Source organism: Segatella copri (assembly GCF_009494395.1).
GTDB lineage: Bacteria > Bacteroidota > Bacteroidia > Bacteroidales > Bacteroidaceae > Prevotella.
Window position 1 is genome coordinate 42,099 of record NZ_VZCB01000094.1, and the last position, 23,433, is coordinate 65,531.

At 43.7% G+C, this 23,433-nt stretch carries 36 protein-coding genes; 35 read left to right on the forward strand and 1 reads right to left on the reverse strand.

The genetic code is table 11. From position 1 onward, the window contains the following. The first annotated feature begins 119 nt into the window (after positions 1 to 119). The 34 genes from rpsL (at position 120) to F7D73_RS13045 (ending at position 19,360) form a co-directional block, all read left to right on the forward strand. The gene (rpsL, locus tag F7D73_RS12880; RefSeq protein ID WP_006848839.1) at positions 120 to 500 is read left to right on the forward strand and encodes a 30S ribosomal protein S12; all 381 of its coding nucleotides are present in this window, start codon (positions 120 to 122) and stop codon (positions 498 to 500) included. Positions 501 to 686: 186 nt separating this feature from the next. Further along, positions 687 to 1,163, forward strand: a complete 477-nt coding sequence (gene rpsG / locus F7D73_RS12885) for a 30S ribosomal protein S7 (protein ID WP_153125295.1) — start codon at positions 687 to 689, stop codon at positions 1,161 to 1,163. 29 nt (positions 1,164 to 1,192) lie between these two features. Then, complete coding sequence (gene fusA, locus F7D73_RS12890; RefSeq protein WP_153125297.1) at positions 1,193 to 3,307, forward strand: elongation factor G; 2,115 nt, start codon at positions 1,193 to 1,195, stop codon at positions 3,305 to 3,307. Positions 3,308 to 3,422: 115 nt separating this feature from the next. Next, complete coding sequence (gene rpsJ, locus F7D73_RS12895; protein ID WP_006283658.1) at positions 3,423 to 3,728, forward strand: 30S ribosomal protein S10; 306 nt, start codon at positions 3,423 to 3,425, stop codon at positions 3,726 to 3,728. Between the two features lie 20 nt (positions 3,729 to 3,748). Then, positions 3,749 to 4,363, forward strand: coding sequence for a 50S ribosomal protein L3 (rplC, locus tag F7D73_RS12900; protein WP_153125299.1), 615 nt, complete (start codon positions 3,749 to 3,751; stop codon positions 4,361 to 4,363). Next, positions 4,363 to 4,992 (forward strand): 50S ribosomal protein L4, encoded by a 630-nt coding sequence (gene rplD, locus F7D73_RS12905; protein WP_153125301.1) that lies wholly within the window; start codon positions 4,363 to 4,365, stop codon positions 4,990 to 4,992. The genes rplC and rplD overlap by 1 nt, the downstream gene beginning before the upstream one ends. A 17-nt stretch (positions 4,993 to 5,009) precedes the next feature. Next, on the forward strand, positions 5,010 to 5,303 hold the full coding sequence (gene rplW, locus F7D73_RS12910; protein ID WP_006848834.1) for a 50S ribosomal protein L23: 294 nt from the start codon (positions 5,010 to 5,012) through the stop codon (positions 5,301 to 5,303). An 8-nt stretch (positions 5,304 to 5,311) separates the two neighbouring features. Continuing rightward, entirely contained in the window at positions 5,312 to 6,139 is an 828-nt protein-coding gene (rplB, locus tag F7D73_RS12915) for a 50S ribosomal protein L2 (protein WP_153125303.1), read from the forward strand. A 10-nt stretch (positions 6,140 to 6,149) separates the two neighbouring features. Next, entirely contained in the window at positions 6,150 to 6,416 is a 267-nt protein-coding gene (rpsS, locus tag F7D73_RS12920) for a 30S ribosomal protein S19 (RefSeq protein ID WP_006848832.1), read from the forward strand. A gap of 36 nt (positions 6,417 to 6,452) precedes the next feature. Beyond that, entirely contained in the window at positions 6,453 to 6,857 is a 405-nt protein-coding gene (gene rplV, locus F7D73_RS12925; RefSeq protein ID WP_006848831.1) for a 50S ribosomal protein L22, read from the forward strand. A gap of 9 nt (positions 6,858 to 6,866) precedes the next feature. After that, positions 6,867 to 7,604, forward strand: coding sequence for a 30S ribosomal protein S3 (rpsC, locus tag F7D73_RS12930; protein WP_153125305.1), 738 nt, complete (start codon positions 6,867 to 6,869; stop codon positions 7,602 to 7,604). A gap of 16 nt (positions 7,605 to 7,620) precedes the next feature. Next, entirely contained in the window at positions 7,621 to 8,049 is a 429-nt protein-coding gene (gene rplP, locus F7D73_RS12935; RefSeq protein ID WP_006848829.1) for a 50S ribosomal protein L16, read from the forward strand. A 2-nt stretch (positions 8,050 to 8,051) separates the two neighbouring features. Further along, complete coding sequence (gene rpmC / locus F7D73_RS12940; protein ID WP_006848828.1) at positions 8,052 to 8,246, forward strand: 50S ribosomal protein L29; 195 nt, start codon at positions 8,052 to 8,054, stop codon at positions 8,244 to 8,246. Between the two features lie 2 nt (positions 8,247 to 8,248). Next, complete coding sequence (rpsQ, locus tag F7D73_RS12945; protein ID WP_006848827.1) at positions 8,249 to 8,515, forward strand: 30S ribosomal protein S17; 267 nt, start codon at positions 8,249 to 8,251, stop codon at positions 8,513 to 8,515. 2 nt (positions 8,516 to 8,517) lie between these two features. Continuing rightward, positions 8,518 to 8,883: a 50S ribosomal protein L14 gene (gene rplN, locus F7D73_RS12950; protein WP_006848826.1), complete on the forward strand. Its 366-nt coding sequence runs from the start codon at positions 8,518 to 8,520 to the stop codon at positions 8,881 to 8,883. Between the two features lie 20 nt (positions 8,884 to 8,903). Continuing rightward, the gene (rplX, locus tag F7D73_RS12955; RefSeq protein WP_153125307.1) at positions 8,904 to 9,221 is read left to right on the forward strand and encodes a 50S ribosomal protein L24; all 318 of its coding nucleotides are present in this window, start codon (positions 8,904 to 8,906) and stop codon (positions 9,219 to 9,221) included. After that, a complete protein-coding gene (gene rplE, locus F7D73_RS12960; RefSeq protein ID WP_022122149.1) occupies positions 9,221 to 9,775 on the forward strand; it encodes a 50S ribosomal protein L5 in 555 nt (184 codons plus the stop codon). Before rplX ends, rplE begins: the two co-directional genes overlap by 1 nt. Positions 9,776 to 9,780: 5 nt before the next feature. Beyond that, complete coding sequence (gene rpsN, locus F7D73_RS12965) at positions 9,781 to 10,083, forward strand: 30S ribosomal protein S14 (RefSeq protein WP_089543921.1); 303 nt, start codon at positions 9,781 to 9,783, stop codon at positions 10,081 to 10,083. 71 nt (positions 10,084 to 10,154) lie between these two features. Beyond that, positions 10,155 to 10,550, forward strand: coding sequence for a 30S ribosomal protein S8 (rpsH, locus tag F7D73_RS12970; protein WP_006848822.1), 396 nt, complete (start codon positions 10,155 to 10,157; stop codon positions 10,548 to 10,550). 14 nt (positions 10,551 to 10,564) lie between these two features. Next, positions 10,565 to 11,137, forward strand: coding sequence for a 50S ribosomal protein L6 (rplF, locus tag F7D73_RS12975; RefSeq protein WP_153125309.1), 573 nt, complete (start codon positions 10,565 to 10,567; stop codon positions 11,135 to 11,137). A gap of 18 nt (positions 11,138 to 11,155) precedes the next feature. Then, the gene (gene rplR / locus F7D73_RS12980) at positions 11,156 to 11,500 is read left to right on the forward strand and encodes a 50S ribosomal protein L18 (protein ID WP_022122151.1); all 345 of its coding nucleotides are present in this window, start codon (positions 11,156 to 11,158) and stop codon (positions 11,498 to 11,500) included. A 6-nt stretch (positions 11,501 to 11,506) separates the two neighbouring features. After that, a complete protein-coding gene (rpsE, locus tag F7D73_RS12985; RefSeq protein ID WP_117662536.1) occupies positions 11,507 to 12,019 on the forward strand; it encodes a 30S ribosomal protein S5 in 513 nt (170 codons plus the stop codon). A gap of 16 nt (positions 12,020 to 12,035) precedes the next feature. After that, positions 12,036 to 12,212 carry a 50S ribosomal protein L30 gene (gene rpmD / locus F7D73_RS12990; RefSeq protein WP_153125311.1) on the forward strand — a complete coding sequence of 59 codons (177 nt, stop codon included), beginning with the start codon at positions 12,036 to 12,038 and terminating at the stop codon, positions 12,210 to 12,212. A gap of 26 nt (positions 12,213 to 12,238) precedes the next feature. Next, positions 12,239 to 12,685, forward strand: a complete 447-nt coding sequence (gene rplO, locus F7D73_RS12995) for a 50S ribosomal protein L15 (RefSeq protein WP_006848817.1) — start codon at positions 12,239 to 12,241, stop codon at positions 12,683 to 12,685. Positions 12,686 to 12,689: 4 nt separating this feature from the next. Further along, the gene (gene secY, locus F7D73_RS13000) at positions 12,690 to 14,027 is read left to right on the forward strand and encodes a preprotein translocase subunit SecY (RefSeq protein WP_153125312.1); all 1,338 of its coding nucleotides are present in this window, start codon (positions 12,690 to 12,692) and stop codon (positions 14,025 to 14,027) included. A 15-nt stretch (positions 14,028 to 14,042) separates the two neighbouring features. Then, positions 14,043 to 14,843 carry a type I methionyl aminopeptidase gene (map, locus tag F7D73_RS13005; protein ID WP_153125314.1) on the forward strand — a complete coding sequence of 267 codons (801 nt, stop codon included), beginning with the start codon at positions 14,043 to 14,045 and terminating at the stop codon, positions 14,841 to 14,843. Between the two features lie 2 nt (positions 14,844 to 14,845). Next, positions 14,846 to 15,064 carry a translation initiation factor IF-1 gene (gene infA, locus F7D73_RS13010; RefSeq protein ID WP_006848815.1) on the forward strand — a complete coding sequence of 73 codons (219 nt, stop codon included), beginning with the start codon at positions 14,846 to 14,848 and terminating at the stop codon, positions 15,062 to 15,064. A 17-nt stretch (positions 15,065 to 15,081) separates the two neighbouring features. Further along, positions 15,082 to 15,198 (forward strand): 50S ribosomal protein L36, encoded by a 117-nt coding sequence (rpmJ, locus tag F7D73_RS13015; RefSeq protein ID WP_006848814.1) that lies wholly within the window; start codon positions 15,082 to 15,084, stop codon positions 15,196 to 15,198. A 99-nt stretch (positions 15,199 to 15,297) separates the two neighbouring features. Next, on the forward strand, positions 15,298 to 15,678 hold the full coding sequence (gene rpsM / locus F7D73_RS13020) for a 30S ribosomal protein S13 (RefSeq protein ID WP_022252022.1): 381 nt from the start codon (positions 15,298 to 15,300) through the stop codon (positions 15,676 to 15,678). Positions 15,679 to 15,698: 20 nt separating this feature from the next. Continuing rightward, positions 15,699 to 16,088, forward strand: a complete 390-nt coding sequence (rpsK, locus tag F7D73_RS13025) for a 30S ribosomal protein S11 (RefSeq protein WP_153125316.1) — start codon at positions 15,699 to 15,701, stop codon at positions 16,086 to 16,088. A 42-nt stretch (positions 16,089 to 16,130) separates the two neighbouring features. Beyond that, on the forward strand, positions 16,131 to 16,736 hold the full coding sequence (gene rpsD, locus F7D73_RS13030) for a 30S ribosomal protein S4 (RefSeq protein WP_153125318.1): 606 nt from the start codon (positions 16,131 to 16,133) through the stop codon (positions 16,734 to 16,736). A gap of 12 nt (positions 16,737 to 16,748) precedes the next feature. Further along, the gene (locus tag F7D73_RS13035) at positions 16,749 to 17,744 is read left to right on the forward strand and encodes a DNA-directed RNA polymerase subunit alpha (RefSeq protein ID WP_153125320.1); all 996 of its coding nucleotides are present in this window, start codon (positions 16,749 to 16,751) and stop codon (positions 17,742 to 17,744) included. A gap of 33 nt (positions 17,745 to 17,777) precedes the next feature. Next, on the forward strand, positions 17,778 to 18,263 hold the full coding sequence (gene rplQ, locus F7D73_RS13040; RefSeq protein ID WP_153125322.1) for a 50S ribosomal protein L17: 486 nt from the start codon (positions 17,778 to 17,780) through the stop codon (positions 18,261 to 18,263). A 173-nt stretch (positions 18,264 to 18,436) separates the two neighbouring features. Then, positions 18,437 to 19,360, forward strand: a complete 924-nt coding sequence (locus tag F7D73_RS13045; RefSeq protein WP_153125324.1) for a hypothetical protein — start codon at positions 18,437 to 18,439, stop codon at positions 19,358 to 19,360. 193 nt (positions 19,361 to 19,553) lie between these two features. On the opposite strand, the gene F7D73_RS13050 is transcribed toward F7D73_RS13045, so the two are convergent. After that, positions 19,554 to 20,141: a septal ring lytic transglycosylase RlpA family protein gene (locus tag F7D73_RS13050; RefSeq protein ID WP_153125326.1), complete on the reverse strand. Its 588-nt coding sequence runs from the start codon at positions 20,139 to 20,141 to the stop codon at positions 19,554 to 19,556. Between the two features lie 99 nt (positions 20,142 to 20,240). Between F7D73_RS13050 and F7D73_RS13055 the strand changes: the two genes are divergently transcribed. Then, entirely contained in the window at positions 20,241 to 23,282 is a 3,042-nt protein-coding gene (locus F7D73_RS13055) for a PEP/pyruvate-binding domain-containing protein (protein ID WP_153125328.1), read from the forward strand. The last annotated feature ends 151 nt before the right edge of the window (positions 23,283 to 23,433 follow it).

Sequence of the window (23,433 nt, forward strand, 5' to 3'; positions counted from 1 at the left end):
TATTAGGTAGTTTGCAGAAAAAATCGTAACTTTGCACCCCGAAAAGCCCCATAATGTGGTGGCTTATACGGAAATAAGACAATAATAAAAAACAAAATAATAAATTAAAAAGTAAAATTATGCCTACTATTTCACAGTTAGTAAGAAAAGGCAGAAGAGTTTTGGTAGACAAGAGCAAGTCTCCAGCTTTGGATTCATGTCCTCAGCGTCGTGGTGTTTGCGTTCGTGTTTACACAACAACTCCAAAGAAGCCTAATTCGGCAATGCGTAAGGTTGCCCGTGTACGTTTGACAAACTCTAAGGAGGTTAACTCTTACATTCCAGGAGAGGGACACAATTTGCAGGAGCACTCAATCGTATTGGTTCGTGGTGGTCGTGTAAAGGACCTTCCTGGTGTTCGTTATCACATCGTTCGTGGTACTCTTGATACCGCAGGTGTTGCAAACCGCACACAGCGTCGTTCTAAGTACGGTGCTAAGCGTCCAAAGGCAAAGAAGTAATTCTAAATCCGGACAAAATTAAAAGAAATCCGAAAACTCACGGTCGGAGAAGGTCGAGAGTTTAGGTAAAAAGATTATTTTATTAAACGTTTTGCTGGAGAAGTAACAGGTTGAGTAAATACTCGGGTGCGAGTGTTGAAGAACGATATACAGCCCCATGCAGAATTTAAATTTTTTCGATTAAAAATGAGAAAAGCAAAACCAAAGAAGAGAGTGATCCTCCCAGATCCAGTCTTCAACGACCAGAAGGTCTCTAAATTCGTAAATCATTTGATGTATGATGGTAAGAAGAATACATCTTATGAGATTTTCTACAATGCACTCGATACCGTTAAGGCTAAGATGGCTAACGAGGAGAAGTCTGCACTTGAAATTTGGAAGCAGGCTCTCGATAATATTACTCCACAGGTTGAGGTTAAGAGCCGCCGTATTGGTGGTGCTACCTTCCAGGTTCCTACAGAAATTCGTCCTGACCGTAAGGAAAGTATCTCTATGAAGAACCTTATCAGCTTCGCTCGCAAGCGTGGTGGTAAGACTATGGCAGACAAGCTTGCTGCTGAGATTATGGATGCTTATAACAATCAGGGTGGCGCTTTCAAGCGTAAGGAGGATATGCATCGTATGGCTGAGGCTAACCGTGCATTTGCTCACTTCAGATTCTAATTTAACATATAAAATAGGTTTAAAAGAAAATGGCAAATCGCGATTTACATTTGACACGTAACATCGGTATCATGGCGCACATCGATGCCGGTAAGACAACAACATCTGAGCGTATCTTGTTCTATACAGGTAAGACTCATAAGATCGGTGAGGTACACGATGGTGCTGCTACAATGGACTGGATGGCCCAGGAGCAGGAGCGTGGTATTACTATCACTTCTGCAGCTACAACTTGTAACTGGAACTATCTCGGTAAGTCTTATAAGATTAACTTGATCGATACTCCGGGACACGTTGACTTCACTGCTGAGGTTGAGCGTTCACTCCGTGTACTCGATGGTGCTGTTGCTACATATTCTGCAGCTGACGGTGTACAGCCACAGTCAGAGACAGTATGGCGCCAGGCTGACAAGTACAATGTACCTCGTATCGGTTATGTAAACAAGATGGACCGTTCAGGTGCTAACTTCTTTGAGACAGTTCAGCAGATGAAGGATATCTTGGGTGCTAATCCTATTGCTATTCAGATTCCTATTGGTGCAGAGGAGAACTTCAAGGGTGTAGTTGACCTGATCAAGATGAAGGCTATTCTCTGGCACGATGAGACTATGGGTGCTGAGTATGACGTAGAGGAAATTCCTGCTGATTTGGCTGACGAGGCTGCAGAGTGGCGTGATAAGCTTCTTGAGGGTGCTGCTAACTTCGATGACGAGGTTATGGAGCTCTATCTCGATGGTCAGGATATTCCAGAGGAGAAACTCCTTGCTGCTATCCGTAAGGGTTGCTGCGCTATGGAATGCTGCCCAATGTTGCTCGGTTCTTCATACAAGAACAAGGGTGTTCAGCCATTGCTCGACTATGTATGTGCATTCTTGCCATCACCAATGGATACTCCAAATATCATCGGTACTAACCCTGATACAGAAGAGGAAGAAGATCGTAAGCCATCTGAGGATGAGCCAACATCTGCTCTCGCATTTAAGATTGCTACTGACCCATTCATGGGCCGCTTGGTATTCTTCCGCGTTTACTCAGGTAAGGTTGTTGCTGGTTCTTATGTTTACAACCCACGTTCTGGCAAGCGCGAGCGTATCAGCCGTCTGTTCCAGATGAACTCTAAGCAGGAAATCCCAATGGAGTCAATCGACGCAGGTGATATCGGTGCAGGTGTAGGTTTCAAGGATATCCGTACTGGTGATACACTCTGTGATGAGGATCACCCAATCGTATTGGAGTCTATGACATTCCCTGATACTGTAATCTCTATCGCAGTTGAGCCTAAGAGCCAGGCTGACATCGCTAAGATGGATAACGGTCTCGCTAAGTTGGCTGAGGAGGATCCAACCTTTACAGTACGTACTGATGAGCAGAGCGGTCAGACTATCATCTCTGGTATGGGTGAGCTCCACTTGGATATCATCATCGACCGTTTGAAGCGTGAGTTCAAGGTTGAGTGTAACCAGGGTAAACCTCAGGTTAACTACAAGGAGGCTATCACTAAGACAGCTCAGAGCCGTGAGACTTACAAGAAGCAGTCTGGTGGTCGTGGTAAGTTCGCTTGTATCGATGTAACCATCGGTCCTAAGGACGAGGATTACAAGGAGGGCGACTTGCAGTTCATCAACGAGGTTAAGGGTGGTAACGTTCCTAAGGAATTCATCCCATCAGTACAGAAGGGCTTCGCTGACTGCTTGTCAAATGGTGTACTCGGTGGCTTCCCAATGACAGGTTTGAAGGTAACTTTGACAGATGGTAGCTTCCACCCAGTTGACTCTGACCAGTTGTCATTCGAGTTGGTAGCACATCAGGCATTCAAGGTACTTTGCCCTAAGGCTGGTCCTGTCTTGATGGAGCCTATCATGAAGGTAGAGGTTGTTACTCCAGAAGAGAACATGGGTGACGTAATCGGTGACTTGAACAAGCGCCGTGGTCTCGTTCAGGGTATGGAAGAAGGTCGTAGCGGTGCTCGCATCGTAAAGGCAATGGTTCCATTGGCTGAGATGTTCGGTTATGTAACAGCTTTGCGTACTATCACTTCTGGTCGTGCAACAAGTTCTATGGAGTACGATCATCATGCACCTCTTTCTTCAACAATTGCTAAGGCTGTGTTGGAGGAGGTTAAGGGTCACGCAGAACTCCTTTAATAAAATAAAGAAATAACGGTAAGATGAGGCGCTGCTTAGCGAATGACTCTTAAGCAGCGTACCTCTTCTTCCTTTAGACTAAAATAATTCATATAATAATAACTTAATTTTAAAAATGAGTCAGAAAATCAGAATTAAGCTGAAGTCTTACGACCACCAGTTGGTTGACAAGTCAGCTGAGAAGATTGTGAAGGCTGTAAAGGCAACAGGCGCTATCGTTAGCGGTCCTATTCCATTGCCAACACACAAGCGTATTTTTACTGTAAACCGTAGTACTTTCGTTAACAAGAAGTCTCGCGAGCAGTTCCAGCTCTCAGATTTCAAGCGTCTCATCGACATCTACAGCTCAACAGCTAAGACAGTTGATGCCTTGATGAAGCTTGAATTGCCAAGTGGTGTAGAAGTAGAAATCAAAGTCTAATTATTAAAAATTAAATTGAAATGCCAGGATTAATTGGAAAGAAAATCGGAATGACATCCGTTTTCAGTGCCGACGGTAAGAACATTCCGTGCACTGTTATCGAAGTAGGTCCTTGTGTTGTAACCCAGGTTAAGACCGTAGAAAAGGATGGTTACAAGGCTTATCAGTTAGGTTTCGGCGAGGCTAAGGAGAAGCGTACTTCTCAGCCTATGATGGGAATCTTCAAGAAGGCAGGCACAACACCTAAGAAGCACTTGGCCGAGTTCAAGTTTGATGAGGAGTACAACCTCGGTGACACCATTACAGTTGAAATCTTCAACGGCTGCAAGTTCGTTGACGTAATTGGTACATCAAAGGGTAAAGGCTTCCAGGGCGTTGTTAAGCGTCACGGATTCGGTGGTGTAGGTCAGTCTACTCATGGTCAGGATGACCGCGCTCGCAAGCCGGGATCTATTGGTGCATGTTCTTACCCTGCTAAGGTATTCAAGGGTATGCGCATGGGCGGCCAAATGGGAGGTGATAGAGTAACAACTCAGAACCTTCAGGTGTTAAAGGTAATTCCAGAGCAGAATCTCCTTATCGTTAAGGGTTCTTTCGCTGGATGCAAAGGTTCAACTGTTTTAATTGAGAAATAATGGAAGTTAGCGTATTAGATATCAAAGGTCAGGAGACCGGCCGCAAGGTAGCTCTTAATGATGCAGTCTTCGGCATTGAGCCTAACGATCACGTTCTCTACCTCGACGTAAAGCAGTATCTCGCTAACCAGCGTCAGGGTACAGCTAAGTCTAAGGAGAGAAGCGAGATGAGCGGTTCTACTCGTAAGCTTGGTCGTCAGAAGGGCGGCGGCGGTGCTCGCCGTGGTGATATTAACTCACCTGTACTCGTAGGTGGTGCTCGCGTATTTGGTCCTAAACCACGTGATTACCGCTTCAAGCTCAACAAAAAAGTAAAGATTCTTGCTCGTAAGTCTGCTTTGTCTTACAAGGCACAGGAGAGCGCAATCGTAATGTTGGAAGATTTCACATTCGAGGCTCCAAAGACTAAAGAATTCTTAAGTGTTCTTAAGAATCTTAAAATTGAGGGCAAAAAAGTACTCTTTGTTTTGCCAGAATCAAATAAAAACGTATATTTGTCTGCACGTAACTTACAGCGCGCTGAGGTTATCCTCGCATCTAACGTCAATTCGTACAAAATTTTGAACGCAGATGTTGTAGTGATTACAGAAAAGTCGCTTGAGACTATCGACCAGATCTTAACAAAGTAAAAAGGAGATATTAGAATATGGCATTTATTATCAAACCATTGGTTACTGAGAAGATGACCAAGATTACAGACAAGCAGCCTAACCGCTATGGCTTCGTTGTTCGTCCTGAGGCTAATAAGCTCGAGATTAAGAAGGAAGTTGAGAGTCTGTATAATGTTACAGTAGTTGACGTGAACACTATTCGCTACGCTGGCAAGCGCTCTGCTCGTTACACAAAGGCAGGTCTTGTTAAGGGTCAGAAGAATGCGTTCAAGAAGGCAATCGTTACTCTTAAGGAGGGCGATACAATTGATTTTTACAGCAATATTTAAAATAAAAAATGGCAGTACGTAAATTAAAACCGGTTACTCCGGGTCAAAGACACAAGGTTATTGGCACGTTCGAGGATATTACTGCATCCGTGCCAGAGAAGTCTCTCGTTTACGGTAAGCGTTCTACCGGCGGTCGAAACAACACCGGTAAGATGACCGTTCGCTACATTGGCGGTGGTCATAAGCAGAAGTATCGTTTAATCGACTTCAAACGTGAGAAAGATGGTGTTCCAGCAGTTGTTAAGACAATCGAGTACGATCCAAACCGTTCGGCTCGTATCGCTTTGCTTTACTATGCTGATGGTGAAAAACGTTACATTATTGCTCCTAACGGACTTCAGGTAGGCACTACTTTGATGTCAGGTGCAGAGGCTGCTCCTGAAATCGGTAACTGTCTTCCATTGGCAAACATCCCTGTAGGTACAGTGATCCACAACATCGAGTTGCGTCCTGGTCAGGGTGCTTTGTTGGTTCGTTCGGCTGGTAATTTTGCTCAGTTGACTTCTCGTGAGGGCAGTTATTGTGTAATTAAGCTCCCTTCTGGTGAAACACGCCAGATTTTGAGTGCTTGTAAGGCTACAGTTGGTAGTGTTGGTAACTCTGACCACGCTCTTGAGCAGTCTGGTAAGGCTGGTCGTTCACGCTGGTTGGGTCGTCGTCCACACAACCGTGGTGTTGTTATGAACCCTGTTGATCACCCAATGGGTGGTGGTGAAGGTCGCCAGAGTGGTGGTCATCCACGTTCACGTAAGGGCTTGTACGCTAAGGGTCTTAAGACTCGCGCACCTAAGAAGCTTTCTAACAAGTATATTATCGAAAGAGCTAACAAAAAATAAAGAGTAAATTATGAGTCGTTCACTTAAAAAGGGTCCATACATCAACGTTTCTCTCGAGAAGAAGATTCTCGCTATGAACGAGAGTGGCAAGAAGAATGTTGTTAAGACATGGGCTAGAGCTTCAATGATATCTCCTGATTTCGTAGGACATACTGTTGCAGTTCATAACGGTAATAAATTTATCCCTGTTTATGTTACAGAGAATATGGTTGGCCACAAGCTTGGAGAGTTCGCTCCAACACGTCGCTTTGGCGGTCACTCTGGTAACAGAAAGTAAGCTAAGGGTTAAACCATTTAAAAATTTAAGTAAATAATGGGAGCAAGAAAACATATTGCGGCTGAGAAATTGAAAGAAGCCCGTAAAAACTTGTACTTCGCTAAGTTGGTAGGCGTTCCTTCTTCTCCACGTAAGATGCGCTACGTTGTAGACATGATTCGTGGTATGGAGGTAAACCGTGCACTCGGAGTACTTCGCTTCTCTAAGAAGCAGGCATCTGCTGACGTTGAGAAATTACTCCGTTCAGCTATCGCTAACTGGGAAGCAAAGAATAATCGCAAGGCTGAAGACGGTGAGCTTTATATCAGTAAGGTCTTCGTTGACGAAGGCGTTACAATGAAACGTATGAGACCTGCACCACAGGGTCGTGGTTATAGAATCCGTAAGCGTTCTAACCATGTAACTCTCTTTGTTGATGCAAAAACTAATGACGAAAAATAATTAAGTAGAATGGGACAGAAAGTTAATCCGATTAGTAACCGACTTGGTGTTATCCGTGGTTGGGATTCAAATTGGTTCGGTGGTAAGAACTTCGGTGACAACCTCGTAGAGGATCAGAAAATCCGTAAGTATCTTAACGAGCGCCTTGCTAAGGCAAGTGTTTCTCGTATCGTTATCGAACGTACATTGAAACTTGTTACCATTACTATTTGCACAGCCCGTCCAGGTATTGTCATTGGTAAAGGTGGTCAGGATGTAGATAAGTTGAAGGAAGAGTTGAAGAAGCTCTACAAGAAGGAGATTCAGATCAACATCTTCGAGGTTAAGAAGCCTGAGCTTGATGCTACCATCGTTGGTAAGAACATCGCGAGCCAGATTGAGCACATGATTGCTTATCGTCGCGCTATCAAGATGGCAGTTGCTAACACCATGCGTGCTGGTGCTGAGGGTATCAAGATTCAGATTACAGGTCGTCTGAACGGTGCTGAAATGGCACGTAAGGAAATGTACAAAGAGGGTCGTACTCCTCTTCACACTTTCCGTGCAGACATCGACTATTGCCAGTGCGAGGCTCTTACTAAGGTAGGTTTGCTTGGCATCAAGGTTTGGATTTGCCGTGGTGAGGTTTATGGTAAGGCTGATCTTACTCCAAACTTCGCTCAGGACAACAAGAGCAACAATAACAACCGTGGAAACGGTCGCTCTAACAACCGTGGTGGTAATCGTAAAAGAAACAATAACCGTTAAATTTTAGAAAGCTATCATGTTACAGCCAAAAAGAGTAAAATATAGAAGACCTCAAGATGGTCGTGGCAACAAAGGCAACGCTCACAGAGGTACACAATTGGCATTCGGTTCTTTCGGCATCAAGACTCTTGAGTCAAAGTGGATCGATAGCCGTCAGATTGAGGCAGCTCGTGTGGCATTGAACCGCTACATGAACCGTCAGGGTCAGGTCTGGATCCGAATTTTCCCTGATAAGCCAATCACTCGTAAGCCTGCAGATGTCCGAATGGGTAAAGGTAAGGGTGATCCAGCAGGATGGGTTGCACCTGTTACACCAGGTCGTATTCTCTTCGAAGTAGAGGGTGTAAGTTTCGATATTGCTAAAGAAGGCCTTCGCCTTTGTGCTCAGAAACTTCCTGTGAAGACTAAGTTTATTGTTAGACGTGATTACGATAAAAACGCTTAATTATGAAGATTGCAGAAATTAAAAATATCGAGACCAAGGAATTGGTTGAGAAGTTGGAGGCAGCTGTTGACGCTTTGAACAAGAAGAAGATCAACCACAATGTTACTCCACTTGAGAATCCATCAGAGATTAAGGTTGCTCGTCGTGATATCGCACGTATGAAAACTGAACTTCGTCAGAGAGAACTTAACAAATAATAATGGTCCAGATGGAAACAAGAAATTTAAGAAAAGTAAGACAGGGTGTTGTTATCAGCAACAAGATGGATAAAACCATTGTTATTGCAGCTAAGTTCAAGGAGATGCACCCTATTTATGGTAAGTTTGTCCAGAAGACAAAGAAGTACCATGCGCATGACGAGAACAATGAGGCTAACGTAGGTGATACAGTTATGATCATGGAAACTCGTCCTCTGTCTAAGACAAAGAGATGGAGATTAGTACAAATCGTAGAAAAAGCTAAGTAATTATGATACAGACTGAATCAAGACTTACAGTATGTGATAACAGCGGCGCTCGCGAGGCTCTCTGCATTCGAGTTCTCGGTGGTACAGGCCGTCGTTACGCAAGTGTTGGTGACGTAATTGTCGTTGCTGTCAAGAACGTTATCCCATCAAGTGATTTGAAGAAGGGTGCAGTATCAAAGGCTTTGATTGTTCGCACAAAGAAGGAGATTCGTCGTGCTGACGGTTCATATATCCGTTTCGACGATAACGCTTGTGTATTGCTCAACAATGCAGGTGAGCTTCGTGGTAGCCGTATCTTCGGTCCTGTTGCTCGTGAGCTTCGTGCAGTTAATATGAAAGTCGTTTCTTTGGCACCTGAGGTTCTTTAATATTAAAAAAGTAAAAAGTAATGAGTAAGTTACATATTAAGAAAGACGATACCGTTATCGTTATTGCCGGTGCTGATATGGGCAAGACAGGTAAGGTGCTCAAGGTCCTCGTTGACGAGAACCGTGCCATCGTTGAGGGTGTGCACATGGTATCTAAGAGCACTAAGCCATCTGCTCAGAATCCTCAGGGAGGCATCGTAAAGCAGGAGGCTCCTATTCATATCTCTAATTTGAGTTTGATCGATCCTAAGAGTGGCAAGGCTACTCGCGTTGCTATCAAGCATGAGGGTAAAAACGTTGTTCGCATCGCTAAAAAGTCAGGGGAGGAAATCAAGTAATGGATACAGCACAGTTAAAGAAAGTATATAAGGAGACAATCGCACCTGCTCTTCAGAAGCAGTTCAACTATTCTTCAGCTATGGAGATTCCAGTATTGAAGAAGATTGTCATCAACCAGGGTCTCGGTGACGCTACTCAGGACAAGAAGATTGTTGACGTAGCTATCAATGAGATTACTGCTATCACCGGTCAGAAGGCTGTTGCTACATATTCTAAGAAGGATATCGCAAACTTCAAGCTTCGTAAGAAGATGCCTATCGGTGTTATGGTAACATTGCGTCGTGAGCGTATGTACGAGTTCTTGGAGAAACTCGTTCGTGTTTCTCTTCCTCGTATCCGCGACTTCAAGGGTATTGAGAGCAAGTTTGATGGTCGTGGTAACTACACATTGGGTATCACAGAGCAGATCATCTTCCCAGAGATCAATATCGATGAGATTGATCGTATTCAGGGTATGAACATTACCTTCGTAACAACTGCTAAGACAGACGAGGAAGGTTTTGCTCTTTTGAAGGCTTTCGGTCTTCCATTCAAGAACGCAAATAAAGATTAAGAGATATGGCAAAAGAATCAATGAAAGCTCGCGAGATTAAGCGTGCAAAGCTTGTAGCTCGTTACGCTGAAAAGCGCGAAGCTCTGAAAAAGATTATTGCAACTTCTAATGATCCAGCCGAAGCATACGAGGCAGCTCGTAAGCTTCAGGCTATCCCTAAGAATGCAAACCCTATCCGTCTTCACAACCGTTGCAAGATCACTGGTCGTCCTAAGGGTTATATCCGCCAGTTTGGTCTTTCTCGTATCCAGTTCCGTGAGATGGCTTCTGCAGGTTTGATTCCTGGTGTAAAGAAGGCTAGCTGGTAATCTTTAAAGGCAAAGAATTTTTTTATTTAATATTGTCGGGGTAGTCCCGATTAATTAAACATTTATATTTTATGACAGATCCAATAGCAGATTATCTGACAAGACTCAGAAACGCAATCATGGCTCATCACCGTGTTGTTGAAGTTCCTGCGTCTAACTTGAAGAAAGAGATTACAAAGATCCTCTTCGAGAAAGGTTACATCCTCAACTACAAGTTTGTAGAGGATGGTCCTCAGGGCTCAATCAAGGTTGCCTTGAAGTACAACCCAACTACAAAGCAAAACGCTATCAAGTGTTTGAAGCGCGTGTCTACTCCAGGTTTGCGTAAGTACACTGGTTACAAGGACATGCCTAGAGTTATTAACGGATTAGGTATCGCAATCTTATCTACATCCAAAGGTGTAATGACAGACAAAGAGGCTTCTGATCTTAAGATCGGTGGCGAGGTTCTTTGCTATATTTATTAATTGGAGGCTTTTATATGTCTAGAATAGGAAAATTGCCAATTAGTATCCCTGCAGGTGTTACTGTAAACTATGACAACGATTCACACGTTTGTACAGTAAAGGGCCCTAAGGGTGAACTTTCTCAGTGGATTGATCCATCTATCAAGTTTATCAATGCAGATGGTCATATTAGCTTTGAAATCGATGAAAATAGTCCTGTAAATGTTAAGCAGAAGCAGGCTTTCCACGGTTTGTATCGCTCTCTCGTCCACAACATGGTTGTTGGTGTTAGCGCTGGTTATACAAAGGTTTTGGAATTGGTAGGTGTTGGTTATCGTGTTTCTAACCAGGGCAACCTTATTGAGTTTGCTTTGGGTTACACTCACCCTATTTTCATCCAGTTGCCTAAGGAGATTAAGGTTGAGACTAAGTCTGAAAGAAACCAGAACCCAATCTTGACATTGGAGTCATGCGACAAGCAGTTGTTGGGACTCGTTTGTGCAAAAATTCGTTCTTTCCGCAAGCCTGAGCCTTATAAGGGTAAGGGTATTCTCTTTAAGGGTGAAGTTATTCGCAGAAAGTCTGGTAAGAGTGCTTCAGCTAAGTAATTTTAATTATTTACGATTATGACAACAAAGAAAGTAGAAAGACGAATTAAGATAAAGTTCCGCATTCGTAAGAGTGTGAACGGTACAGCTGAGCGTCCACGTCTTAGTGTATTCCGCTCTAACAAGCAGATCTACGCTCAGGTTATTAACGATTTGACAGGCACTACACTTGCATCAGCTTCTTCACTTGGTTTGGAGAAGATGCCTAAGCAGGAGCAGGCAACTAAGGTTGGCGAGCTCATTGCTGAGAAGGCAAAGGCTGCTGGCGTTGAGGCAGTAGTTTTCGACCGTAATGGTTATCTTTACCATGGTCGCGTAAAGCAGTTGGCTGAAGGTGCTCGTAACGGTGGTCTTAAATTTTAAACGATTATGGCAATGGATAAAGTAAAAGTAAATAACGAAGAAGTACTTAAGGATCGCTTGGTTGCTATCAACCGTGTAACTAAGGTTACTAAGGGTGGTCGTACTTTCACATTCGCTGCTATCGTCGTTGTTGGTGACGGTAATGGCGTAATCGGCTACGGTCTTGGTAAGGCAGGTGAGGTTACAGCTGCTATCGCTAAGGGTACTGAGGCTGCAAAGAAGAACTTGGTTAAGGTTCCTGTACTCAAGGGTACAGTTCCTCACGAGGTTGAGACTGCATTCGGTGGTGCTAAGGTTCTCATTAAGCCAGCTGCTGCCGGTACTGGTTTGAAGGCCGGTGGTGCTATGCGTGCTGTTCTTGAGAGCGTTGGTATCAAGGATGTCATTGCAAAGTCTAAGGGTTCTTCAAATGCCCACAACCTTGTAAAGGCTACTATTGCTGCTCTTGCTGAGATGCGTGATGCATACACAGTAGCAGGTGAGCGTGGTATCAGTATGGATAAAGTATTTAACGGTTAATTAGGAAATATCGAATATGGCAACAATTAAAGTCAAGCAGATTAAGAGTAAAATCGGTGCTCCAGTAGATCAGAAGCGTACACTCGCTTGTCTTGGTCTCCACAAGATTTCTCAGGTTGTTGAAGTAGAGGATACTCCTAGCAACCGTGGTATGATCCGTAAGGTTCATCACCTCGTAAGTGTAGTTGATTAATTAATCTTTATAAATTAGGAACGATTATGAAATTAAATAATTTGAAACCTGCTGCAGGTTCTACCCATTCACGTCGTCGTATTGGTCGTGGTCCAGGTTCTGGTCTCGGTGGTACTTCTACACGTGGTCACAAGGGTGCCAAGGCTCGTTCTGGTTATAAGAGAAAGATTGGTTTCGAAGGTGGTCAGATGCCATTGCAGCGTCGTGTTCCAAAGGCTGGATTCAAGAATATCAACCATAAGGAGTACTTCGCAGTAAACCTTTCAACTCTTCAGGCTCTTGCTGAAGCAAAGAACCTTACAAAGATCGGTATTGAGGAACTTAAGGCTGCTGGTCTTACCAATGGTAAGGAGCTCGTTAAGGTTCTCGGTAACGGTGAACTTAAAGCAAAATTGGAAGTTGAAGCTAATGCTTTCTCAAAGACTGCCGAAGAAGCAATCAAGGCAGTAGGTGGTAACGCAACTATAATCTAAGTAAATGAAAAAGTTTATTGAGACACTAAAGAACTGTTGGAAGATAGAGGATCTCCGTCAGAGACTCCTCATCACTCTTCTGTTTACGGCTATTTACCGTTTTGGCTCGTTTGTGGTGCTTCCTGGCATCAATCCGAGCATGTTGGAAAAATTACAGTCGCAGACCTCTGGCGGTCTTATGTCGCTTTTGGACATGTTCTCTGGTGGTGCATTTTCTAATGCGTCTATCTTCGCATTGGGAATTATGCCTTATATCTCAGCTTCAATTGTAATGCAGCTTCTTGCTGTCGCTGTACCTTATTTCCAGAAGATGCAGCGAGAGGGCGAGAGCGGCCGCAAGAAAATACAATGGTATACTAGAGTCCTGACTGTAGCCATTCTGGTCTTTCAGGCTCCTAGTTACCTCTTGAATTTGAAGATGCAGGCTGCTAATGCTCTTGCAACTGGTATTAGCTGGACAGTCTTTATGATTCCAGCTACTATCATTCTTGCAGCAGGAAGTATGTTCATCCTTTGGCTTGGTGAGCGTATCACTGATAAGGGTGTTGGAAATGGTATCTCTCTGATTATTATGATTGGTATCATCGCACGTTTGCCTCAGGCATTCGTTCAAGAGGTTACTTCGCGTTTGCAGGCTATCTCCAGTGGTGGTTTGATTATGTTTATCGTAGAGATTCTGATCCTTTATGCTGTTGTCTGTGCTTCAATTCTTTTGGTGCAGGGAACACGTAAAATCCCAGTTCAGTACGCTAAGCGTTTGGTTGGTAATAAGCAGTATGGTGGTGCACGTCAGTACATTCCTTTGAAGCTTTTTGCTGCTAACGTAATGCCTATCATCTTTGCTCAGGCTTTGATGTTTATTCCATTGGCTATAGTTCGCTATCAGTCTGAGAATGCTAGTAGCGTTGTTCAGCAGTTGATGGATAATCGTAGTTTGCTTTACAATGTTGTTTATGTAATCTTGGTTATTGCATTTACATACTTCTATACTGCGATTACATTGAATCCTACTCAGATGGCAGAGGATATGAAACGCAATAATGGTTTCATTCCAGGTGTTAAGCCAGGAAAGGATACAGCTGAGTACATTGATACCGTAATGTCTCGTATTACTTTACCAGGTTCATTATTTATTGCATTTATTGCGATTATGCCTGCTCTTGCAGGACTTCTCGATGTGCAGCAGGCCTTCTCACAATTCTTCGGAGGTACTTCTCTGTTGATTTTGGTAGGTGTCGTTATTGATTCTTTGCAGCAGATCGAAAGTCATTTGCTTATGCGCCACTATGATGGCCTTCTCAATTCTGGCCATACTCGTCAGGGTGGTGTTGCAGCATATTAATCTTTATCTTTTGAAATGAAGATATTTCTGAAGACAGAGGATGAAATTAACCTGATGCGACAAGCTAACCAGTTAGTTGGTAAAACACTTGTTGAATTAGGTAAACATATAAAACCAGGTGTAACGACTCTCCATTTGGATAGGATAGCAGAGGAGTTTATCCGTGATCACGGGGCAATTCCAACGTTTAAGAATTTTCCTAATCCATATGGAGAGCCTTTTCCCGCTAGTATATGTACATCTATCAATGATGTGGTTGTACATGGCATTCCTAGTGAAAAGGACGTTCTCAATGATGGTGATATCATTTCCATCGACTGTGGAACTCTTTTGAATGGCTTCAATGGAGATAGTTGTTATACTTTTGCCGTTGGAGAAATATCTTCTGATGTTAAGCAACTTCTTAAGGTGACTAAAGAATCTTTATATCTAGGTATCGAACAGGCTGTAGTAGGAAAACATTTGGGTGATATTGGTTACGCTGTACAGAGCCATTGTCAACAATATGGCTATGGAGTTGTGCGGGAGTTAACAGGTCATGGCATTGGCAAGGATATGCATGAGGATCCTCCGGTACGTAATTATGGTAGTAGGGGCTCTGGTATTTTGTTAAAGGAAGGCATGTGCTTAGCCATCGAGCCGATGATAACTATGGGCGACCGTCAAATTGGTATGCTACCAGATAAATGGAGTATAGTTACTAGAGATCGTCAACCGGCTGCTCATTACGAGCATACTATTGTTGTTCGAAAAGGTAAAGCTGAAATTTTATCTTCATTCGTAGAAGTTGAACATTTAGAAGGACAAAATTTTTAATTATGGCAAAACAGGCCGCTATTGAGCAAGATGGAACAATTGTAGAGGCATTATCAAATGCGATGTTCCGCGTTGAATTAGAGAATGGTGTCGACATTACTGCCCACATCTCTGGTAAGATGAGAATGCATTACATTAAGATTTTACCTGGTGATAAAGTTAAGGTGGAAATGAGTCCATATGACTTGACAAAGGGTAGAATTGTTTTTAGATACAAATAATTATCACATATAAGGTTATGAAGACAAGAGCATCATTGAAGAAGCGTTCAGCTGATTGCAAAATTGTACGTCGTAAGGGTCGTCTCTTCGTTATCAACAAGAAGAACCCTAAGATGAAATTGCGTCAGGGTTAATGTTAAAGTTCTGTAAAAGTATGGCTGTTTCAAAAAAAAGTTGTACTTTTGCACCGCTTTTAACGCAAAGGTATTAATTTATTAATTTTTTATTAAACAATGGCAATAAGAATTGTTGGAGTAGATTTGCCCCAGAATAAGCGTGGCGAAATCGCATTGACCTATATCTACGGTATTGGTCGAAGTAGTTCAGCAAAGATATTGGATAAGGCAGGTGTAAGCCGTGACCTGAAAGTCAGCGAGTGGTCTGACGATCAGGCAGCCAAGATCCGTGAAATTATCGGCGCTGAGTTCAAGGTTGAAGGTGATCTCCGTTCAGAGATCCAAATGAACATTAAGCGACTGATGGATATTGGTTGCTATCGTGGAGTTAGACATCGTAATGGTCTTCCTGTTCGCGGTCAGAGCACCAAGAATAATGCTCGTACTCGCAAGGGTAAGAAGAAGACTGTTGCTAATAAGAAGAAGGCTACTAAGTAATTCTAAGGAGGAAATTAATTATGGCAAAGCAAAAAGCAACATCTAAGAAGAGAAACGTACGTGTTGACGCATTGGGTCAGCTTCACGTACATAGCTCATTTAACAACATTATTGTATCTCTTGCTAATAACGAGGGTCAGATTATTTCTTGGTCTTCTGCTGGTAAGATGGGTTTCCGTGGTTCTAAGAAGAACACTCCATATGCTGCTCAGATGGCAGCTGAGGATTGTGCTAAGGTAGCTTTCGATCTTGGTCTTCGCAAGGTTAAGGCTTACGTTAAGGGTCCAGGTAACGGTCGTGAGTCTGCTATCCGTGCCGTACACGGTGCAGGTATCGAGGTTACTGAGATTGTAGACGTTACTCCATTACCACACAACGGATGTCGCCCTCCAAAGCGTCGTCGTGTATAATAGCATTCATTGATACAAACAATATAGCATTTTATTAATATTATGGCTAGATATATAGGTCCGAAATCTAAAATTGCGCGTCGTTTTGGTGAGCCAATCTTCGGCGCAGACAAAGTTTTGTCCAAGAGAAACTTCCCTCCTGGACAGCATGGCAACAACCGTCGTCGTAAGATGTCTGAGTACGGTGTCATGTTGGCAGAGAAGCAGAAGGCTAAGTACACTTACGGTGTATTAGAGCGTCAGTTCCGTAATATGTTTGAGAAGGCTGCAAAGGCTGAAGGTATTACTGGTGAGGTTCTTCTCCAGAGCCTTGAGTGCCGTCTCGATAATGTGGTGTTCCGTCTTGGTATCGCTCCTACTCGTGCTGCTGCACGTCAGTTGGTTGTTCACAAGCACATCACTGTTGATGGCAAGGTAGTTAATATCCCTTCATTTGCAGTTAAGCCAGGTATGGTTGTTGCTGTTCGTGAGAAGTCTAAGTCTCTCGAAGTTATTGAAGCAGCACTTGCTGGTTTCAACCATAGCAAGTACCCATGGATCGAGTGGGATGATAATTCAAAGAGCGGCAAGTTCTTGCACAAGCCTGAGCGTGCTGACATTCCAGAGAATATCAAGGAGCAGTTAATCGTTGAGTTGTACTCTAAATAAATCATTAAATTAATGGCGATATTAGCATTTCAAAAACCTGATAAAGTAGTAATGCTGGAGGCTGATAACCAGTTCGGAAAATTTGAATTCCGTCCTTTGGAGCCTGGCTTTGGCGTGACCATTGGTAACGCCTTGCGCCGCATTCTCCTTTCATCATTGGAGGGTTACGCAGTGAACACCATCCGTATTGCGGGTGTTGAGCACGAGTTCTCTTCAGTTCCTGGTGTGAAGGAAGATGTTACCAACATTATCTTGAATCTCAAACAAGTTCGATTCAAGCAAGTAGTAGAAGAATTCGAGAATGAGAAAGTTAGTATCACCGTTGAGAATTCTACAGAATTCAAGGCTGGTGACATTGGTAAGTATCTGACTGGATTTGAAGTGTTAAACCCTGATTTGGTGATTTGTCATTTAGATGCCAAAGCTTCGATGCAGATTGATTTGACTATTAACAAGGGTCGTGGTTACGTTCCTGCTGATGAGAATCGTCAATTCTGCACAGATGTTAACGTTCTCCCAATCGATTCCATCTACACCCCTATTCGTAATGTAAAGTACGCAGTTGAACCATATCGTGTTGAGCAAAAGACCGATTATGATAAGCTCGTTCTTGAGGTTACGACAGATGGTTCCATTAGTCCTAAGGATGCACTGAAAGAGGCTGCGAAGATTCTTATTTATCATTTCATGCTTTTCTCAGATGAGAAGATCACTCTTGAAAGCCCAGATCAGGAGAACAATCAAGAGTTTGATGAAGAAGTTCTTCATATGCGCCAGTTGCTTAAGACTCGTCTCGTAGACATGAACCTCAGCGTTCGTGCTCTTAACTGCTTGAAGGCAGCTGATGTTGAGACACTTGGTGATTTGGTACAGTATAATAAGACTGACCTCTTGAAGTTCCGCAACTTCGGTAAGAAATCGCTCTCAGAGCTTGATGATTTGCTCGAGAGTCTGAATCTGTCTTTTGGAACTGATATTTCAAAGTATAAATTAGACAAGGATGCTTAATGCATCCTTTGTCCAAAAAGAACAAAAATTAAAATGAGACACAATAAAAAATTCAACCATTTAGGTCGTACTGCTTCTCATCGTAACGCGATGTTGGCTAACATGGCTTCATCTCTTATCTTGAGCGAGCACAAAAGAATCACTACGACCCTCGCAAAGGCAAAGGCTCTTAAGAAGTATGTTGAGCCATTAATCACTCGTTCAAAGAATGATACAACTACATCACGTCGTGTTGTTTTCCGTTATCTTCAGAACAAGTATGCCGTTAAGGCTCTCTTCGGTGAGGTAGCTGAGAAGGTAGCTAACCGTCCTGGTGGTTACACTCGCGTAATCAAGTTGGGTACCCGTCAGGGTGACGCAGCTGAGATTGCTTTCATCGAGCTCGTTGACTTTGATGAGAACATGGCTAAGACTCCTAAGGCTGCTGCTAAGAAGACTCGTCGTAGTCGCAAGGCAACAAAGGCTGAGGAGGCTCCTGCAACTGAGGCACCTGCAACTGAGGAGGCTGCAGCTGAATAAGTTACAAAAGATCTCACTATATATAGCGCTTCTGTCGTTAGACAGAGGCGCTTTTTTGTTTTGCAAATACTGTTTTCTTTGTTTTAGGGGATTCCCTAAGGTTATTTAGGGATTCTGGCTTGAATATTCAACTAAATAGTTGTATTTTTGCAGATGAAATTAAAAGATATGATATGAAAAAGATGATATTTTTGATGCTTTGCTCTTCCTTGGTGTTGAGTAGCTGTGATACATATACAGGCAGTGGAGCTTATGCCGGAGGTTCCATTGGTTCAATCTTAGGGTCTGCCATCGGTGGTTTGTCTGGTGGTCCTAGGGGATCAGATATGGGAACTATCATCGGTATGGCTGGAGGTGCAGCTATAGGTGCTGTTATCGGAAGCCAGACTGATAAAGCGCAGGCTGATCGTGATGCAGCTTATCGGCAGGATAGGATAGAAAGACGCTCGGATTTTCCGAGTTCGTCACGCCGATATCCTACAAACCCTAGTGACAACCGCTCTTCACATTATGGGGGGAATGAAGTTTATGACTATAGCAATCCTTCTACTGATTATAGCAGATCCGGAAGCGATTATAGCAATGCTCCTGTAATAGATAACCCAGAGATTTTCGATTCCAATAATGGAGGAGACGATCGTTTATATGATTTTCAGGGAAAGGACTATACCGGAGATTATAGTGCCCAGAAGCCGACTACTTCGATGCCAACTGCTACCGTAGAGGAGCTTGGCGCCCGCCTTTCTTATTCTACAACCCTAGAGATTGTGAATGCCCGATTCGTTGATTCCAACGAGGATAATTGTTTGAATAGTAATGAGATCTGCAAGGTGATATTTGAGATTGTCAATCGTGGCAAGTTTCCGGTTTATGATGTTGTACCTACTGTACTTGAAACCACAGGTAACAAACATATCTTTATTTCACAAAGCATTCATGTTGAGAAGATATTGCCTGGCTCTGGTGTCAGATACACGGCTATGGTGAAAGCGGACAAGAAGTTGAAGGATGGAATGGCTAGATTCTGTGTGAGTGTCATTCATGAGGGTAAATCCATCTCGAAGGTCAACGAGTTTAACATCCCCACTAAGAGATAAGAATCATAGTAGTTGCAAAATAAAATAAAAAAAACAAGAACCGGCTTTTATGCTAGTTCTTGCTTTTTTTATTTTGGGTGAATTAAGCTTATGCCCTTACAGAGTGCACAGAGCTTAGCTGGTTTGCCCAGGGGGGTACCTTGTGCTAGGAGCTTCAGTTCTTTGCTTTTCCCTTCGGCCGGTGACCCTTGGTTCAAGACGTATGGCGATGATTAGGGGCTTTTTTCTTTAGCTTCTCCTTTTCCTTTAGCTTTTCCTTTTCCTTTGCTTTTTCCTTAGCCTTTACTTTTTCCTTAGCCTCGACCTTGGTTTCAGCTTTCTCCCTTGCCATTTCTTTCTTCTCGAAATAATGGTCAGGTTCAAATTCAGCCATTTCGAAATCAACCTTCGGGAGCTTGGTTTGCTCAGGCTTGAAAGGAACAGGGTTATCCAGTCTTTCCACCTTGACCGTTGCTACACCCTGTGAAATCATATCCAGTTTCTTGGCTGCTGCCCAGGAAAGGTCGATGATTCGGCCTCTTCCGAAAGGTCCTCGGTCGATGACCTCTACGATTACACTCTTGTCATTTCTGAGGTTGGTAACTTTCAGCATCGTACCGAAGGGATAATATCGGTGTGCACACGTCAGGCTGTCGTGATGGATTCTCTGTCCGCTTGCTGACCTGGCTCCTGTAGCTCGTTTAGAGTAATAGGATGCCTTGCCACGTTGATGCTTCTGGCCGCAACATGGTATACATAAAAATGTACTCAATAATGCTATGATTAATAATCTTCTTTTCATAACTTCTCGATATTTTGGTTGCAAATATATAAAAAAATGATGAAAAATGCAAGGAAATATCAGAAAATCAGTATCTTTGCAGAATAAATAGCAATAGAAATGGAGAATAATGTACCTCAAGAGTGGAATAAGTTCTACTTGAAAGACGTATCGTTTGTCAATCTTATGATGCGTCGTATCTACAATGTGTTGATTGTAGCTAACCCTTATGATGCGTTCATGCTTGAAGATGATGGGCGTATCGAGGAGAAGATATATAATGAGTATATGGAACTTGGCCTTCGTTATCCGCCTACTTTTACTCAGGTTTCTACCACGGAGGAGGCTACGCAAGTATTGCGTTCTACTGTGATCGACCTGGTAATCTGTATGCCAGGTAATGCGGATAATGATGCCTTTGATGTGGCCCGTGACATCAAGGGCAAGTTTCCTAATATCCATTGTGTCGTGTTAACTCCATTCTCTCATGGTATTACCAAGCGAATGCAGAACGAGGATTTGAGCATCTTCGATTATGTCTTCTGCTGGTTGGGTAATACCAACTTGATTCTTTCCATTATCAAGTTGATTGAGGATAAGATGAATCTTGAGCATGATATCCGGGAGGCTGGTGTACAGATGATTCTTCTTGTAGAGGATTCCATCCGCTTCTATAGCTCCATCTTGCCTAACCTCTATAATTATATTCTAGAGCAGAGTAAGAACTTCTCCAAGGAAGCCTTGAACCGGCATGCTGCCACCATGCGTATGCGTGGTCGTCCGAAGGTGGTATTGGCTCGTACTTATGAAGAGGCGAAGAAACTGTATGATAAGTATTCCAATAATACCCTTGGAGTCATCAGTGATGCCCGATTCCCGTTGAAAAGTGCAGCCAAAGCTTTTGGAAATGAAGTTGAACAGGAAGTCAAACCAGAGTATGGCACAGATACCTTTGGTCGTGAGAAATGTCCGGATGCAGGTTTGCAGCTTTTCCGCTATATCAGAAAGAATGACTCTTTTGTGCCCCTTATCCTTGAGAGTTCTGAGAGTGATAACCGTGCCAAGGCAGAAGCAGAAGGCTTCCGCTTTGTAGACAAGAACTCCAAGAAGATGAGTGTGGACTTGCGCCGTTTGATGGAGGAGCACATGGGGTTTGGCGATTTCATCTTCCGAGATCCGAAAACCCACGAGGAAATCATGCGCATCAGAAGCCTGAAGGAGCTGCAGGATAATATATTCAACATCCCCAACGATTCGATGCTCTATCATATCAGCCGCAATCACATGAGCCGCTGGCTTTGTGCCCGTGCCATATTCCCGGTATCGGCTTTCCTGAAGCACGTTACCTGGGAGAAACTTCAGGATGTAGATGCTCACAGACAGATTATCTTTGATGCGATTGTGCAATATCGTCATATGAAGAATTTGGGTGTGGTAGCCGTGTTTGATAGAATGAAGTTTGATAAGTATGCCCACTTTGCCCGCATTGGTGAAGGATCCCTGGGTGGTAAGGGTAGGGGCCTTGCTTTCCTCGACAATATCATCAAGCGTCATCCTGAGTTCAACCAGTATGAGAATGCCACCGTGCAGATTCCGAAGACTGTGGTGCTCTGTACCGACATCTTTGATGCATTCATGATGAATAACAACCTTTATCCGATAGCGCTGAGCGATGCCAGCGATGAAGAGATATTGAAGCACTTCCTGCATGCGCAGTTGCCGGATTCCCTGATAGCCGACTTCTTCACCTTCTTCGAGGCCACGAAGAGTCCTATAGCCATCCGTTCCAGTTCGCTTCTTGAGGATGCGCACTACCAGCCTTTCGCCGGCATCTATTCCACCTATATGATTCCTTATCTGGAGGATAAGTATCAGATGCTCCAGATGTTGGCATGTGCCATCAAGGGCGTGTATGCTTCTGTATTCTATCGTGATTCCAAGGCGTATATGACAGCCACCAGCAATGTTATCGACCAGGAAAAGATGGCGGTTATCCTGCAGCAGGTGGTGGGTAAGGATTATGGCACCCGCTTCTATCCAACGATGAGTGGCGTGCTCCGTTCGCTCAACTATTATCCTATCGGCGATGAGGAGGCTGAGGAAGGTATTGCCAGTCTTGCCCTCGGATTGGGTAAGTATATCGTGGATGGCGGTCAGACCCTGCGCGTCTGTCCTTATCATCCTCATCAGGTACTGCAGACTTCGGAAACGGAGATGGCGTTGCGTGATACGCAGACCCAGTTCTATGCCCTCGATATGAAGCATGTAGGTGATGATTTCAAGGTAGATGACGGCTTCAATATCCTCAAGCTTCGGGTGAAGGATGCCGTGGAAGACCAGAGCCTTACCTATATAGCCTCTACTTTCGACCCATACGATCAGGTTATCAATGATGGAGTGTATGAAACGGGCAGAAAACTGATTACCTTCGCCAGTGTGCTCCAGCATGAGGTGGTACCATTACCGGAACTGATGCAGATGTCAATGAAGTTTGGTTCCGAGGCGATGCGCCGTCCTGTGGAAATCGAGTTTGCCTGCAATATCAATAATGACAGAACCTGTGAGTTCTATCTGCTTCAGATTCGTCCGATAGTGGATGCCAAGGAGATGCTCGACGAGGATGTGAAGGCGATACCGGATACCGACTGTCTGCTCCGTTCGCACAATTCCCTGGGGCATGGTATCAGCGAGGATATTGTAGATGTGGTTTACGTGAAGTATGATGATAACTTCTCTGCGATGAACAACTTTTATGTGGCTGATGACATCGAACGCATCAATCGCAAGTTCCTTGCCGATGGCAAGAACTATGTGCTGATAGGACCTGGACGTTGGGGCTCCAGCGATCATTATCTCGGAGTTCCTGTCAAATGGCCGCATATCAGTGCTGCCCGGGTCATCGTGGAAGTAGCATTGAAGAACTATAATATCGACCCTAGCCAAGGCACTCATTTCTTCCAGAACCTCACCTCTTTTGGCGTGGGTTACTTCACGGTAGACACCAATACCGAAGAAGGAGGCTTTGTGAATAAGGAGATTTTGGATGCGATGCCTGCCGTGGAAGAAACGCAGTATGTGCGCCATGTGCGTTTTGAACATCCGATGAGAATATTGATGGACGGAAAGAAGCAGGAGGGAGCAGTCCTGATTCCGAAGGAATGATGATGTTTCCTCCTAAGGTAGAAACTTTCTGATATTGGGCATAAATGTTTTTGCTTCTAGGTCAAATCTTCGTTCACCGACGTTGAACCGCCGTTCAACGTCTATGAACCGCCGTTCAACGTCGCTGAACGGAGATTCAACGTCTATGAAC